Consider the following 13,437-nt stretch of genomic DNA (forward strand, 5'->3'; position numbering starts at 1 on the left):
CTACATCTCGTGTCCTACTTCTTCGGCGGCGCCTTTCTCGCGAACGCCGTGCCGCACGTCGTCAGCGGCGTGATGGGAACGGCGTTCCAGAGTCCGTTCGCGAAACCGCCGGGGCAAGGACTGTCCTCATCGACCGTGAACGTGCTCTGGGGCTTCTTCAATATCGTCGTCGGCTACATGCTCGTCTGCCGCGTCGGTGATTTCGGATTGAAGATCACAGGCGATGTATTTGCGCTTGGACTCGGTCTCCTCGCCATCGGGCTGTTCTCCGCGCGACATTTCGGTCGCTTCAACGGCGGCCATGGGTCGGAGCATTCGTGAGTGTGGCGACAACGGGCGTCTTTCGTTCGCTGAGGAACGTCAACTACCGCATTTGGGCGGCCGGCGCGCTGGTCTCGAATGTAGGGACATGGATGCAGCGTACTGCCCAGGATTGGCTGGTCCTCGCCCAGCTCACGCATCACAACGCCTCGGCCGTGGGCACGGTCATGGCGCTCCAGTTTGGGCCGCAGCTCCTGCTCCTGCCCTGGACCGGCTTCGCAGCCGATCACTGCGACCAGCGCAAGCTCCTGATGGCGACCCAAGCGGCCATGGGTGTTTTTGCCTTGGCGTTGGGGCTTCTCACCGTCACAGGCATCGTCCAGCTCTGGCACGTCTATGTGTTTGCTTTTCTGTCCGGCTGCGCGGCGGCATTTGATGCCCCTGTGCGCCAAACCTTCGTGGCGGAACTGGTTGGCGACGCAGATCTGCCAAACGCGGTCGCGCTTAACTCGACTTCGTTCAATGCGGCACGGATGATCGGGCCAGCAGTGGCCGGTGTGACCATCGCTTCGATTGGCTCTGGCTGGGCGTTCCTGCTCAACGGCGCCAGTTTTATCGCGGTGTTGCTCTCCTTGTTTCTGCTGCGCGCCTCCGGTCTGCGTGCGAGCGCACGGGCACGCCGGACCAAGGGGCATCTTGGCGAGGGATTGCGCTACGTATGGTCCCGACCGGACCTCCGGGCGATCCTGGTCATGCTGTTTCTGATCGGCACATTCGGACTGAATTTCCCGATCTTCATCTCGACCATGGCCGTCGGTGTTTTCCACACCGATGCACGTGGCTATGGCCTCCTATCCTCGATCATGGCTGTCGGTACCATCACAGGGGCACTGCTTGCCGCCGGTCGCGATCGACCACGGTTCATGTCCCTGCTGATCGGTGCCGCGATTTTCGGACTCGGTTGCACGTTGGCCGCCATCGCCCCGAACTATTGGCTGTTCGCCAGCGCTCTGGTCGTCATCGGTGTGGCCGCCTTGACCTTCACCAACGCGACCAACAGCTTGATGCAGCTCACGACCGAGCCTGCCATGCGCGGACGGGTGATGGCCTTGCGCGTGGGCATCGCGCTCGGAGGTACGCCGATCGGTGCGCCGATCGTGGGTTGGGTGACTGACCATCTGGGGCCGCGCTGGGCACTCGGCGTCGGCGCGGCATCTGGCTTTGCCGCGGCCATCGTAGCCATCTACGCCATGACGCAACAAATTCATCGACCGGGCGGAGGCGGATTCGAGGGCACGACTTTTAATGATGCGGCGATCGAGGTCCGTTCGGCCACCAACACGAACACTGCACGAGAATCCGGGCACTGACGGCAAGACGTTCCCGCCCGGCATCGCGCAGGGCGAGCTGCCACCGCTGTTCGTGATTGACGCGCAGGGCGACGGACAGTTGGTGAACTACCGCTTCCGCTCGCCGTATTACATCGTGGACCGGCTGTTCGGCGCGGCCGAACTTCGCCTGGGCGCGGACAAGGGCGACGTGGTGCGCATCGAGCGCACCGATGGACAGAGGTACTGACCATGAGCCGGGACGATACCGCCGATATCCCGGTGCCGGATGTGCCGCCCAAGGTGCCTCCGGAGAACGTGACGCTGCGCGCCCAGCCGCGCCCGGTGACGCGGTTGCACCGCCGCATGCTGGCCGTGCTTGCTGGCGGCCTATCGGTCGCCGTGCTGGGTGCGCTGATGTGGTCGTTGCAACCGCAACGTCGTGGCAACTCGGAAGCGACCGAGCTGTACAACGTCGATCGTGTGTCGCGCTCCGAAGGACTCGACCGATTGCCCGCGGACTATTCCAAGCTGCCGCCAGCGGTGCCGCAGTTGGGTGCGCCGCTACCGGGCGACCTCGGGGGCCCGATCCACAAGGCCGAGCATCAGGCGCAGGGCTACGCCTATCAGCAGCCGGGGCATGATCCGGCCGAGGCCGAACGCCTTGCGCGCCTCAAGGAGGCCGAGGAAGCGGCGGCTTCATCGGTGCTCTTCCGCTCAGGTGGAGCGAAGGTGGCCGCTGCGGCATCGGCGCAGGGTACGTCTACTGCCGGCCCGACCACGAATGCCGCGTTCGATCCGATGGCTGCTGGCCCGGCCTCCACCGCCGCGCAACCCGCCGACCCTACGGCCGTGCAGAACCGGCAGGATCAGAAGGAAGCGTTTCTGTCCAAAGCCGGTTCCACGCAAACACGCAATTCCGGAAACCTTCAAACGCCTGCATCTCCTTACCAGGTGATGGCCGGTACCGTGATCGCGGCTGCGTTGGTGACAGGCATCAAGCCCGATCTGCCGGGCAATGTGATCGCAACAGTAACCGAGCCGGTCTACGACACGGCCACCGGCAAGTTCCTGCTGATCCCGCAGGGCGCTCGGCTCATGGACAAGTACAACAGCCAGGTCAGCTACGGGCAAAGCCGTGTGCAGGTCGTGTGGAACCGGGCCATCCTGCCGGACACGTCCTCGTTCCAGCTCGACAATCTCGTGGGCACCGACGCCGCCGGCTATGCCGGGCTGGAGGATGGGGTCGATTGGCATTGGGATCGCATCCTGGCCGGTGCGGCGATGACGACCCTGCTGGGCATCGGCGCCGAACTGGCCGCACCGGAGAGCCGCCAGGATGGGAATCGCGTCATCATTGCAGGACGCGATGGCCTGCAAGACACCGTGAATCAAGTCGGCCAGGAGATGACCCGGCGCAACATGAACATCCAGCCGACCTTGACCGGCCGGCCCGGCTTGCCGGTGCGCATCATCGTCAATCGGGATCTGGTGCTGCGGCCGTATCAGCCGCTGTTCTTCATCAAGGGGGCATCGCGATGAGCACGAACAAGCTGCGACTGGGGCCGCTGCCCAAGACGGAAATCATCAAGGCCACTTTCGCGTGCTCAGCGAGCCTGAAGGCCGATCTGGATCGCTATGCAACACTGCATGCGCAGGCCCATGGCGAAGCGGTCGACGCGGCGACGCTGATTCCGCACATGCTGCAAGCGTTCATAGCGCGGGATCGGGGATTTAGATCTCGCTCGCATCCTGGGCAGAAGCGGGCTGCACCAAGCAACACATCACCTTGATGGTGATTAACCCGCCACCTCTTCTTGAGATCGCGGGGTGCAGTTCAACGGCGGCTGTCTGCGCATTGCTGACGCTCCATGCCGCAGCTCTCTATGGCTGTACACGGCCCGTTGCTGCCTCTCGCTGCTTCAGATGAGTGACGTCGAACCGGTCATTCGGCTTCCTGCTGAACCAGGTTGTCGCGCTCCGCGAAGATGCCTGCCATCTCCGCAGCGTTCTTGGTTCCCCAGGTGCACAGCGGAATGATCGCGTCGGCTAGGCTGCGACCGAGCGGGGTCAGCGCGTAGTCCACGCGCGGCGGTACTTCGTTGTAGCTTGTCCGCGCCAGCACCCGATCGGCTTCCAGATCCTTCAGCGACTGGATGAGCACCTTGTCGCTGACACCCTCGACCAGTCGCTTCAGTCCGCCGTAGCGCTTCGGGCCGTCACGAAGGAAGAACAGGACCAGCGGCTTCCACTTGCCCGAGATGACGCGGAGCGTGGCATTGAGCCCGCAGCCGGTGCCGCAGATTTCAGAAGACGTCGTCATTTTCGATACTTACCAAAAAGTGCATACTTTTCATTAGGTTATCAGGAGTGCATATTCGTTGGCAAGGAAGCAGATGGCTGCTTTCAAACGACTCAACGAAAGGTGCACGTCATGAACAGACTGAATGGAAAGACCGCTGTGATCACCGGCGGCGCGACCGGCATCGGCCGCGCCGCGGCGAAGCGCTTCATCGAGGAAGGCGCATTCGTCTACATCTTCGGCCGCCGACAGGACACGCTCGACGACGCCGTGGCCGAGTTTGGACCCAATGCCCGTGCGGTCAACGGATCGGTCTCCGACCTGGCCGACCTCGACCGGCTCTACGCGGCCGTGAAGGCCGAGCGCGGATCCCTCGACATCGTCTTCGCCAATGCCGGTGCGGGAAGCCAGCTCGCGCTCGGCAAAATTACCGCGGAGCACATCGACGAGACCTTCGACACCAATGTGAAGGGCACGATCTTCACGGTCCAGCAGGCGCTGCCGCTAATGGGCAAAGACGCCTCGATCATCCTGACCGGATCGAGCGCTGGCACCACTGGCGCACCGGCAATGAGCGCCTACAGCGCGAGCAAAGCTGCGGTGCGCAACCTCGCGAAGACCTGGGCGGAAGATCTCAAGGGCACTGGCATCCGTGTCAACGTGCTTTCGCCCGGCGCGACCGCGACCGAACTCGCGAAGGCAGCGCTGGGAGAGGAAGGCCAGAAGGTCTTCGCCGCGATGACACCGCTCCAGCGCATGGCCGATCCGTCCGAGATCGCGGCGGCTGCTGCCTTTCTCGCGTCGTCGGACAGCAGTTTCATGACCGCCAGCGAGCTCGCCGTCGACGGCGGACTGGCGCAACTCTGAGGTGAATCCATGAGCTATGCAATCATAGGGTTCGGCAAGATCGGCCGTGCTCTGGCCAAGGCGTTTGCCCGAAGCGGCATTGACGTCTCCGTGGCGACCACGCGCGACCCGGAGAGCTTCGCATCCGACGCAGCCGCGATCGGAGCGCAGATCATTCCTACCACGCTGGCGGAAGCCGCCAAGGCGGACGTCGTCTTTCTGGCTGTGCGGTTTGAATCACACGCAGATGTCGGGGGTGCGCTTTCCGACTGGCACGGAAAAACCATCATCGACGTGACCAATGCCTACGGCGTGCCTCCCGAAACATTGGGAGGACAGCCCTCATCCAGGTTCGTTGCGCAAGCCTTCCCTGGCGCCCGACTGGTTAAGGGCTTCAACCATCTAGTCGCTGCCGTCCTCGACCAGGATCCGACCGTGCAGGGTGCAAAGCGAGTCGTGTTCCTCGCAAGCGACGATGAAGGCGCTGCAGCAGAGGTTGGCGAGCTCGCGAAAAAGCTCGGCTTCGCGCCGATCCAGCTTGGCTGGCTTTCCGAAGGTGGACTGCTGGTGCAGGCACGCGGAAACAGCTGGGGTCGCCTGATCTTCAAGGACCTGGTCAAGTTCGAGTGATGAAACGACGCTCGAATTGGGTCGAGCACGATCCGATTCGAGCCTGACGGAGAAGACACGATGGCGACGATCCGCGAGCAAATCGACACGCAGGCCATGGCGTTGGCCGCGCGGATGGACACCTCGGGGCCGGCATAACGAAGCCTCACCGTTCGGGCTTGGCAGGTCGCTTGGCGACACCGTGACTCGGCAAATTCGGCAGGATGGCGCTGGCGACGATGTGGGATAGATGATCGGCCCGCGGCGCGAACGCCGGCAGGTCCACAAGCCAACCGAGTGCCGACATCAGGCCGAACAAGTCGTCCCCATTCATGTCGGTGCGCGCCTGCCCGCCGGCCTGTGCGCGCAGCAGCAGGCGTGCGCTCGCTGAGTGCACCGCTGCACACGCGGCATAAAGAGCGGACTCCGGGTTCGCGTGGGCGGCTGCCATCATGGCGACAACGCCTCGATAGCTCTGCGCGAAGGCCATCCATTCGCGGAACCATGAAACGAGCGCCTCACCGGGGGCGTCCGACTTTTCGAGTCCACCTGCCGTCTGTACCAATGCGTCCAGGTGTGTGCACAGCAGCGCTTCGAACAAGGCTTCCCGCGTCGGAAAATGACGAAGCAGCGTGGCCAATCCGACCTCAGCCCGGCGTGCGATATCGCGCATGGACGCGTTGACACCGTGCTCGGCGACGACCTCTCGCGCGACCGCAAGGAGATGGGTTCGATTCTTCTGGGCGTCGGCTCGCATAGGTCCCTTGACAAACGGATCACTGATCCGTATATTTGGATCACTGGTTCGGATGCTGTGAATTTTGATCTGGATCGGCGATCCAAATGGTACAGCGCCTTTGAACCAATCGGAACAGCCGCGCTGCGTCACACCACAAACGAAAGGAAAGATTGTGAAGAAACTAGAAGGTAAGGTTGCAGTCATCACGGGCGGGAGCAGCGGGATTGGCTTGGCCACAGCCAAGCGCTTCGTGGAAGAAGGTGCGCACGTCGTGATCACTGGGCGACGAGAGAAAGAGCTGGTGGAGGCTGCCGCCTCCATCGAGAGAAACGTGACGACGGTCGTGGGCGACGTGTCGCGTCTGGAAGATCTGGACCGGCTCTATGCCGTCGTGAAAGAAAAACACGGTCACATCGACATCCTCTTCGCGAATGCGGGCGCGGGGACAATCGCGCCGCTCGCGGTAGCTACCGAGGCGCATTTTGACCAGACCTTTGACGTGAACGTGAAGGGGCTGTTCTTTACGGTGCAGAAGGCGCTTCCCTTCGTCAAAGACGGCGGTTCGATAATCCTGAACTCGTCGGTCTCAAACGTGCTCGGGCTTCCAGGATTTACTGCTTACGCTGCGAGCAAGGCGGCTGTGCGCAACTTCTCACGCGGTTGGACTTTGGAATTGAAGGACCGCCACATCCGCGTGAATTGTGTGAGCCCCGGAGCCATCGATACCCCGGCCTTGGCGACGACGACAGGCCTTACCGCTGAGCAGGCTGAGCAGGCGGTCGCACAGTTCACCACGCAGATCCCGATGGGTCGTAGAGGCCTCCCCGAGGAAATCGCGGCTGCAGTTGCGTTCCTCGCCTCTGATGAGAGTTCTTACATCACCGGTGTGGATCTCGCCGTCGATGGAGGCATGGCGCAGGTCTAGCACGAGAGTGCAGATCAACGGTGGACCCGCCGTGGACCGCCCCCTCGCACGCCGCGCGCTCTTCGAATGCCAACCGTAAAGGAGATTCCGATGTACGACCAAGCCAAGCTATCCGAGTTGATCCGGTTCGCACGAGTTGATGCGGGCTCCACCGTCATCGACGTTTACCCGGGCGATGGCGACTGGACCCGTCTCTTCTCCGACATCGTGGGACCCGCAGGACGGGTCTTCAGCTTCGTGCCGGCCGAAGTCGCCCACTTCAAGAACGATCCGGTCGGCCGGATGCGAACGCTTGCGACGGAGCCTGGCCGAGAGAACGTGGAAGCCGTTTCGGCGGACCTCGTGGCGATGCCGGAGGTCACGCAACAAGCGGATGTTCTTTGGATGCATCTGTTCTATCACGATCTCCACACCGCGCTGATGCAGGCCAAGGGCGCGACGGCGGCCCACTTCAATCGAGCCGTTTACGAGCGGCTGAAGCCCGGTGGGTGCTACGTCATCGTGGACCACGCCGCCGCCGCCGGGCTGGGCACGAGCGACGCCCAGCCGCTGCATCGGATCGAGCCTGCGGCCGTTCGTGAGGAGGTGGAGGCGGCCGGCTTCGTACTGGACGCGGAAAGCACGTTGCTCGCGAAAAGTGACGACCAGCACTCGATCAAGGTGTTCGATCCCTCGATCAAGGGCGAGACGGATCGCTTCGCCTATCGGTTCGTGAAGCGCTAACAGGTAACCGCGGCACTCTGAGTGTGCCGTGGAGCTACGCAAACTCAGGTACCGCCGCCCATCGCGCGGTCAGGCTTCAAGGGCCTTTGCCGCCATCGTTGCCTTGGCCCACCAGACCAGTTCATCGAACGACGTTTTCATCGAGGGCAGCAGGTTCGCCTCGATCTCTTCGATCGGCTTCTTCCCGAACATCGGGTGCACCGCCATGAAATCTCCGCCACCGATGTGCACAGCTGCGTGGGTCGAGACCATCTGCAGCTCAACAGCGATTGATCGCAGATGCTCGACGGCGCGAACGGCGCCGGTGCCGCCGTAGCCGATCGCGGTAAAGGGCTTGCGAACCCATTCCTTGTAGGCCTGGTCGAGCGCGTTCTTGAGAACGCCCGTGATCGAGTGGTTGTACTCGGCAACCACGAAGATGTAGCCGTCGAATCGCCCGACGGTCTGCTGCCAGCGGATCGCCTCGGGGTTCTTGCTCGGCATCCACAGGTTCGACGCCATCTCGTCGAAAAATGGCAACGGGTGATCGCGGAGGTCCACCAAGTCGACCTCCATGTCATCACGCGCCTTGGCCTGCTTGAGGATCCATTGAGCGGGGACGTCGGCGAATCGGGTCGGACGCGTCGAGCCGATGACGACGGCAATCTTGGGCTTCAAATTCATGGTGTCCTTCTATATGCTGGTTTCTGAAAGTTACCAGATTACAGTACGTACCTATGAGCAACCAAGGAGGCACCGTCGAGAAACCTGGTTGCCACGGAGATACCGCGGCCTGCGAACACATCAGCCGCATGCTGGCGCGCATCAGCGACAAATGGACCCTGCTGGTGGTGAGGGTGCTGGGCCAGGGACCCCTGCGCTTCAACGCGTTGCGCCGCGAAGTCGGCGAAATCAGCCAGAAGGTGCTCGCATCGACGTTGCGGGATCTCGAGGAGAACGGCTTTGTCTCGCGGACCGTCACCCCCGTCACGCCGCCTCAGGTCGAGTACGCGCTGACCGATCTGGGCCGCGACCTGCTCTGCCCCGTCCGCGCGCTCGCCGAGTGGGTTGTTGCAAACTCGGTGCGCATTGAAGCCTCACGCACTGCCTATGCAGCGCGCCACTCACGCGACTGACTGGCGCGGGATCGTGGCTTCAGAAGAGCCGACGCTATCAAGCCGGTCGAACGCAAGACGTCCGGAGTCGGCTGAAGAGAATCGACTGCGCATCACTCCTCCAACTAAAAAGCCGCTCCCGCAGATGCGGGAACGGCTTGCGCGTTGGTGCCCGAGGCCGGAATCGAACCGGCATGACCGTGAGGTCGAGGGATTTTCTTACCACTTCGACTTTCGCCGCCAACGCATGCGCTGTTCGTGGTCTGGAGCACGCCTTCACCATAGCCTTGCGGCCGTAGGTGCCCGCCGTCTGCTCTCTACACCTTCCCACGAACCTTTCGATTCAGGGCTTGGCTCGGCGTTGGCTCGGACGCTTGCGTGTCCAGGGCGTTCACCGAATTTGACGGGCTTCACCTTCGGAGTTTCCTCCGGAGGGCTCAAATTGCTTCAAGTCCCTTGTGTCTACCAGTTTCACCACTCGGGCTGGCTTGACTCGTTACCGCATCCATTTTCGCCCGACTACCGCCGGGCTTGCTCTAACTGTACCGCTCGCTCGGCTCCTAGCTGGCTCCTAGCCTTCCAAGAGACCAACTTAGGCTGCATGCCCGAAGGCTTGGAAACCCGCGCCATTACTAGCTTTACGGGCCACTCCCTTGCGAAGAAAAAGGCTTGACAAAGGAGGTTGTAAGTCCGATGCGTCTACCAGTTTCGCCATCCGGGCCTGGTGCCGCTAGCGTGCCTGATTGCACGCCGATTGTGAACCGCAGCGCAGGCGAGGCGGCCTTTCGGTACAGCCCGCATCGGCCGAAAGAACCCCGGTGCCGCCGCCACGACGGTACCGGGGATGCCATTCGGCAAGGATGAACCCGGTGAACCCGCGCGGCGCTCAGATCGCCCGCGAATAGCGTGCAGGCTGCGCCGGCTGGCGCAGGTAGCGGTCGAAGCACATCGCGATCAGGCGCAGCAGCGGGCGCCCGCGCGCGGTGGCCTGGATCGCGCCGTCGCGGTAGTCGGCCAGGCCGTCGGCGCACAGCGGCGCCAGCGCCTGCAGTTCGTCGTGGAAATAGCTGGCGAAGTCGATGCCGTGGCGCTGCGCCAGCGCGGCGACGTCGGCGCGGCCCTGGCACATCAGCTGCTGGATCAGCCCCGCGCGCAGCGCATCGTCGGCGCTGAGCTGCAGGCCGCGCAGCACCGGGCTGTCGCCGGCGTCCACCGCCGCCTCCCAGGCCGGCAGTTCGCGCTGGTTCTGGCTGTAGCTGGCGCCGATGCGGCTGATCGCGCTGACCCCCAGGCCGAGCAGGTCGGTGTCGGCATGCGTGGTGTAGCCCATGAAATTGCGGTGCAGCCCGCCCTGGCGCTGCGCGCGCGCCAGGTCTTCGTGCGGCAGCGCGAAATGGTCCATGCCGATGTACTGGTAGCCGGCCGCCGACAGCGTGCGCACCGCCAAACCGAGCAACGCGAGCTTGTGCTCGGCGTCCGGCAACTCCGCGTCGGCGATGCGCCGCTGCGCCTTGAACAGCTGCGGCATGTGCGCATAGCCGTAGACCGCCAGGCGGTCCGGGCGCGCCGCGATCACCGTGTCCAGGGTGCGCTCGAAGCCGGCCAGGGTCTGCCGCGGCAGACCGTAGATCAGGTCCACGTTGACCGAACGCATGCCGTGCACGCGGCAGGCGCGCAGGATGTCCAGCGTCTCCGCCACGCCCTGGCGGCGATTGATCGCCTGCTGCACCAGCGGGTCGAAATCCTGGATGCCCAGGCTGGCGCGGTTGAACCCCAGCGCGGCCAGCGCGGCGATGTCCTGCGGGGTCACCGTGCGCGGATCCAGTTCGATGGAGATATCGCGATCCGGCGCGTCGCTGACGCGGAACAGCCCGCGCAGGCCCTGCAGCAGTTCGCCGAGCAGTTCCGGCGCCAGGAAATTCGGCGTGCCGCCGCCCAGGTGCAGCTGCACCACCTCGCGCTCGGCGTCCAGGCATGCGGCCATCATCGCCGCCTCGCGCAACACGCGCTGCACATAGGCGCGGCCCTTGCCGACGTCGCGGGTGATCACCCGGTTGCAGCCGCAGTAGAAGCACGGGTTGCGGCAGAACGGCACGTGCACGTACAGCGACAGCGGCCGCGCCGGATCGCTGGCCTGCACCGCCGCGAACAGCTGCGCCGGACCGAAGCCGGCCTGGAAGTGCGGCGCGGTCGGATACGAGGTATAGCGCGGGCCGGGACGGTCGTAGCGGCGCAGCAGCTCGGCGTCGAAGGTCCAGGCGGCGGCGGGATCGGGCGCGGTGAGGATGTCCATGGCGGCCAGCATGCGCGGCCCGGCGGCAGGCCGCCTTGACCTGGATCAATCGGCAGGCGGCAACGGCGTCCGGCTCGAACGGCCGCCAGCGCATCTGCGCCCACTTCGTCCTCGCGACACAGGTCCGGCCCGGGCAACGGCAACGCGGCGATGTCGTCAGGCATGGCGGTGTTCCTGCTCGATGGCGGCAGTATCCGCACCCGCACCGGCCCGGCCTTGATCAGGATCAATGTCGCCACGCGCCACGCTGCCTAGTCTGCGTCGGCGGCATGCGCCTGCGCCGCCGCCGACGGGGACCGGCGGCGCAGCCGCATCCAGGTACCGCCAGCGCGTGCGCGGCACCACCCCGGCGCATGCCGCACCTACCCCCTCTGCGATGGAGTCCGCCCGTCATGACCCCCAGCGACGATCCCCTGCTCGATCCGCTCGATCCGACCGCGCCGCGGCCGCTGGTGCAGCGGTTGGGGGTGATCCTGTGGCCCAGCTTCCTGGTCGCCGGCGCGATGAGCGTGCTGTTCTTCGCCCTGGTCGATCCGCTGGCGCTGCGCGACATCAGCTTTCCCGGCCGCCCGCTGAGCCGCGAACTCGGCTACACGCTGGGCTTCTTCATGTTCTGGCTGGCGACGCTGGCGTCCAGCGTACTGACCGGCTTCCTGCTGCGGCCGACGCCGCATGCCGCCGTTGCCGACGGCGATGCGCCGTTGCCATGAGCCGCGCGCCCATGCCCCGCGCCATTCCGTTGTGCGCGCTCAGCGCCGGTGCCGCAGACGCCGTCCACGCCGCCACCACCGCGCCGCGCAGCCGCTACGCGCGCCTGCGCCGCGGCGCCCTGTGGCTGCTGTTCGCCGCGTTCTACCTGCTGCCGTGGCTGCGCTGGGATGGCCGCCAGGCGCTGCGCTTCGATCTTCCCGCGCGGCGCCTGGACCTGTTCGGCTGGACCCTGTGGCCGCACGACCTCGGCTGGCTGCTGCTGGCGCTGTTCGCCGCGGCCGCCGCATTGGCAGTGACGACCACGCTGGGCGGACGCGTGTGGTGCGGTTTCGGCTGCCCGCAGTCGGTGTGGAGCCATGCCTTCGCCTGGCTGGAACGCCGCTTCGCGGCCTGGCCGGCGGCCGCGCGCCACGTGGTCTGGGCGACGCTGGCGCTGTGGACCGGGATCGGCTTCGTCGGCTACTTCGCGCCGATCGCCGACCTGGTCGCGCGGCTGCACCCGTTCGCCTGGAGCGGCTGGGAAACCTTCTGGGTGCTGTTCTACGCCCTGGCCACCTGGGGCAATGCCGGCTTCCTGCGCAGCCAGGTGTGCCGCTACCTGTGTCCCTACGCGCGGCTGCAGCCGCTGCTGTGCGACCGCGACACGCCGCTGATCGGCTACGACGCGATGCGCGGCGAGCCGCGCGGCGCGCGCGCCTGCGGCCAGGGCAGCATCGCCCAGCGCGGGCGGCGCCTGCTCGACGCCGGCACCGCCCGCGACTATACGCTGCGCGCCAGCATCGCCCGGCTCGCCGGCCAGGGCGGCGACCGCGGCAACGCGCTGGCCGCCTACGCCGGCACCCTGCCCAAGTTCACCGACGCGCAACTCGGCGACTGCGTGGACTGCAGCGCCTGCGTGGACGCCTGCCCGGCGCGGATCGACCTGCGCAACGGCCCGCACTACGCCTGCACCGCGTGCGGCACCTGCGTGGATGCCTGCGACCGCAGCATGGACCGCCACGGCTTCGCCCACGGCCTGTTGCGCTGGGCCGGCGCCAACGCGATCGACCGCCAGCCGCGGCGCCGGCTGCGGCCGCGGCTGCTGGCCGGCACCGCACTGCTGCTGGCGGCGCTGCTGGCGGCGTTGCTCGCGGCCGGCTGAGTGGCGCGCGCGCGGACCGGGCACACCGCGACGGCGAACGCCGGCAGCGCGCGCGGGCAAGAAGTCCCCGTCGAGCAAGCGCTCCCCGCACCGACAGGCAGCAGGCCGCAAGCCGCGGACGCCACGCGCCTGCCCATCGCGATCGCTATGCGCTCCCTGCCTGCGACCGGCATCGCCGATTCTTTGCCGGGAGGCTGGCGCATCGGGTATGACGGCTGTAGAATGATGGGCTCACAAGCGGGAATAGCTCAGTTGGTAGAGCGCAACCTTGCCAAGGTTGAGGTCGCGAGTTCGAGTCTCGTTTCCCGCTCCACATTATGATCGACAGACTTCCACTGACGTCTGTAAGTCGTTGAAAAGAGGAGCTTCGGCTCCTTTTTTCATTCCAGCAAACGCCACCGAAATCCACTGACAGCCAGCGTTTTTGAGGCCAGAATTGAGGCCAAAGAATGCGGGTGGTACCGG

15 protein-coding genes, 1 tRNA gene and 1 pseudogene are annotated in these 13,437 nt (G+C 65.1%); 13 read left to right on the forward strand and 4 right to left on the reverse strand.

What is annotated here, in order from left to right:
• Window positions 1-9 precede the first annotated feature (9 nt).
• The 5 genes and pseudogenes from FZ025_RS01695 to FZ025_RS01715 all read left to right on the forward strand — a co-directional run bounded on the left by FZ025_RS01695 (window position 10) and on the right by FZ025_RS01715 (window position 3,382).
• Entirely contained in the window at window positions 10-321 is a 312-nt protein-coding gene (locus FZ025_RS01695) for a hypothetical protein (protein ID WP_208803722.1), read from the forward strand.
• Entirely contained in the window at window positions 318-1,631 is a 1,314-nt protein-coding gene (locus tag FZ025_RS01700; protein ID WP_104558780.1) for an MFS transporter, read from the forward strand. Before FZ025_RS01695 ends, FZ025_RS01700 begins: the two co-directional genes overlap by 4 nt.
• Window positions 1,632-1,641: 10 nt before the next feature.
• Window positions 1,642-1,839: pseudogene (locus FZ025_RS01705) on the forward strand (TrbG/VirB9 family P-type conjugative transfer protein); the annotation flags it as partial.
• 2 nt (window positions 1,840-1,841) lie between these two features.
• Window positions 1,842-3,131: a TraB/TrbI/VirB10 family type IV secretion system protein gene (locus FZ025_RS01710; RefSeq protein ID WP_046980778.1), complete on the forward strand. Its 1,290-nt coding sequence runs from the start codon at window positions 1,842-1,844 to the stop codon at window positions 3,129-3,131.
• Window positions 3,128-3,382: a DUF2274 domain-containing protein gene (locus FZ025_RS01715; protein WP_104558779.1), complete on the forward strand. Its 255-nt coding sequence runs from the start codon at window positions 3,128-3,130 to the stop codon at window positions 3,380-3,382. The genes FZ025_RS01710 and FZ025_RS01715 overlap by 4 nt, the downstream gene beginning before the upstream one ends.
• A 152-nt stretch (window positions 3,383-3,534) precedes the next feature.
• Here FZ025_RS01715 and FZ025_RS01720 read toward each other — a convergent pair whose 3' ends face one another.
• Entirely contained in the window at window positions 3,535-3,912 is a 378-nt protein-coding gene (locus tag FZ025_RS01720; RefSeq protein WP_046980779.1) for a winged helix-turn-helix transcriptional regulator, read from the reverse strand.
• Between the two features lie 111 nt (window positions 3,913-4,023).
• Between FZ025_RS01720 and FZ025_RS01725 the strand changes: the two genes are divergently transcribed.
• Both FZ025_RS01725 and FZ025_RS01730 read left to right on the forward strand, forming a co-directional pair.
• Window positions 4,024-4,758 (forward strand): SDR family NAD(P)-dependent oxidoreductase, encoded by a 735-nt coding sequence (locus FZ025_RS01725; RefSeq protein ID WP_046980780.1) that lies wholly within the window; start codon window positions 4,024-4,026, stop codon window positions 4,756-4,758.
• A gap of 9 nt (window positions 4,759-4,767) precedes the next feature.
• On the forward strand, window positions 4,768-5,367 hold the full coding sequence (locus tag FZ025_RS01730; RefSeq protein ID WP_046980781.1) for an NADPH-dependent F420 reductase: 600 nt from the start codon (window positions 4,768-4,770) through the stop codon (window positions 5,365-5,367).
• 145 nt (window positions 5,368-5,512) lie between these two features.
• On the opposite strand, the gene FZ025_RS01735 is transcribed toward FZ025_RS01730, so the two are convergent.
• On the reverse strand, window positions 5,513-6,289 hold the full coding sequence (locus tag FZ025_RS01735) for a TetR/AcrR family transcriptional regulator (RefSeq protein ID WP_244292437.1): 777 nt from the start codon (window positions 6,287-6,289) through the stop codon (window positions 5,513-5,515).
• On the opposite strand from FZ025_RS01735, the gene FZ025_RS01740 reads away from it, so the two are divergent.
• Both FZ025_RS01740 and FZ025_RS01745 read left to right on the forward strand, forming a co-directional pair.
• On the forward strand, window positions 6,258-7,010 hold the full coding sequence (locus FZ025_RS01740) for an SDR family NAD(P)-dependent oxidoreductase (RefSeq protein ID WP_046980783.1): 753 nt from the start codon (window positions 6,258-6,260) through the stop codon (window positions 7,008-7,010). The genes FZ025_RS01735 and FZ025_RS01740 overlap by 32 nt on opposite strands.
• Window positions 7,011-7,100: 90 nt before the next feature.
• Complete coding sequence (locus FZ025_RS01745; RefSeq protein WP_046980784.1) at window positions 7,101-7,733, forward strand: class I SAM-dependent methyltransferase; 633 nt, start codon at window positions 7,101-7,103, stop codon at window positions 7,731-7,733.
• Between the two features lie 69 nt (window positions 7,734-7,802).
• On the opposite strand, the gene FZ025_RS01750 is transcribed toward FZ025_RS01745, so the two are convergent.
• Window positions 7,803-8,396, reverse strand: a complete 594-nt coding sequence (locus tag FZ025_RS01750; RefSeq protein WP_046980785.1) for an NADPH-dependent FMN reductase — start codon at window positions 8,394-8,396, stop codon at window positions 7,803-7,805.
• Window positions 8,397-8,449: 53 nt separating this feature from the next.
• On the opposite strand from FZ025_RS01750, the gene FZ025_RS01755 reads away from it, so the two are divergent.
• Window positions 8,450-8,848, forward strand: coding sequence for a winged helix-turn-helix transcriptional regulator (locus FZ025_RS01755; protein ID WP_046980786.1), 399 nt, complete (start codon window positions 8,450-8,452; stop codon window positions 8,846-8,848).
• 865 nt (window positions 8,849-9,713) lie between these two features.
• Here the strand turns inward: FZ025_RS01755 and hemN are convergent.
• Window positions 9,714-11,120, reverse strand: coding sequence for an oxygen-independent coproporphyrinogen III oxidase (gene hemN, locus FZ025_RS01760; RefSeq protein WP_104558783.1), 1,407 nt, complete (start codon window positions 11,118-11,120; stop codon window positions 9,714-9,716).
• Window positions 11,121-11,512: 392 nt separating this feature from the next.
• On the opposite strand from hemN, the gene FZ025_RS01765 reads away from it, so the two are divergent.
• The 3 genes from FZ025_RS01765 (at window position 11,513) to FZ025_RS01775 (ending at window position 13,285) form a co-directional block, all read left to right on the forward strand.
• Window positions 11,513-11,830 carry a hypothetical protein gene (locus FZ025_RS01765; protein ID WP_104558778.1) on the forward strand — a complete coding sequence of 106 codons (318 nt, stop codon included), beginning with the start codon at window positions 11,513-11,515 and terminating at the stop codon, window positions 11,828-11,830.
• 11 nt (window positions 11,831-11,841) lie between these two features.
• The gene (locus tag FZ025_RS01770; RefSeq protein ID WP_104558782.1) at window positions 11,842-12,972 is read left to right on the forward strand and encodes a 4Fe-4S dicluster domain-containing protein; all 1,131 of its coding nucleotides are present in this window, start codon (window positions 11,842-11,844) and stop codon (window positions 12,970-12,972) included.
• A 237-nt stretch (window positions 12,973-13,209) separates the two neighbouring features.
• A tRNA-Gly gene (locus tag FZ025_RS01775) sits at window positions 13,210-13,285 on the forward strand.
• The last annotated feature ends 152 nt before the right edge of the window (window positions 13,286-13,437 follow it).

Source organism: Xanthomonas hyacinthi (genome assembly GCF_009769165.1).
Taxonomy (GTDB): Bacteria; Pseudomonadota; Gammaproteobacteria; order Xanthomonadales; family Xanthomonadaceae; genus Xanthomonas_A; species Xanthomonas_A hyacinthi.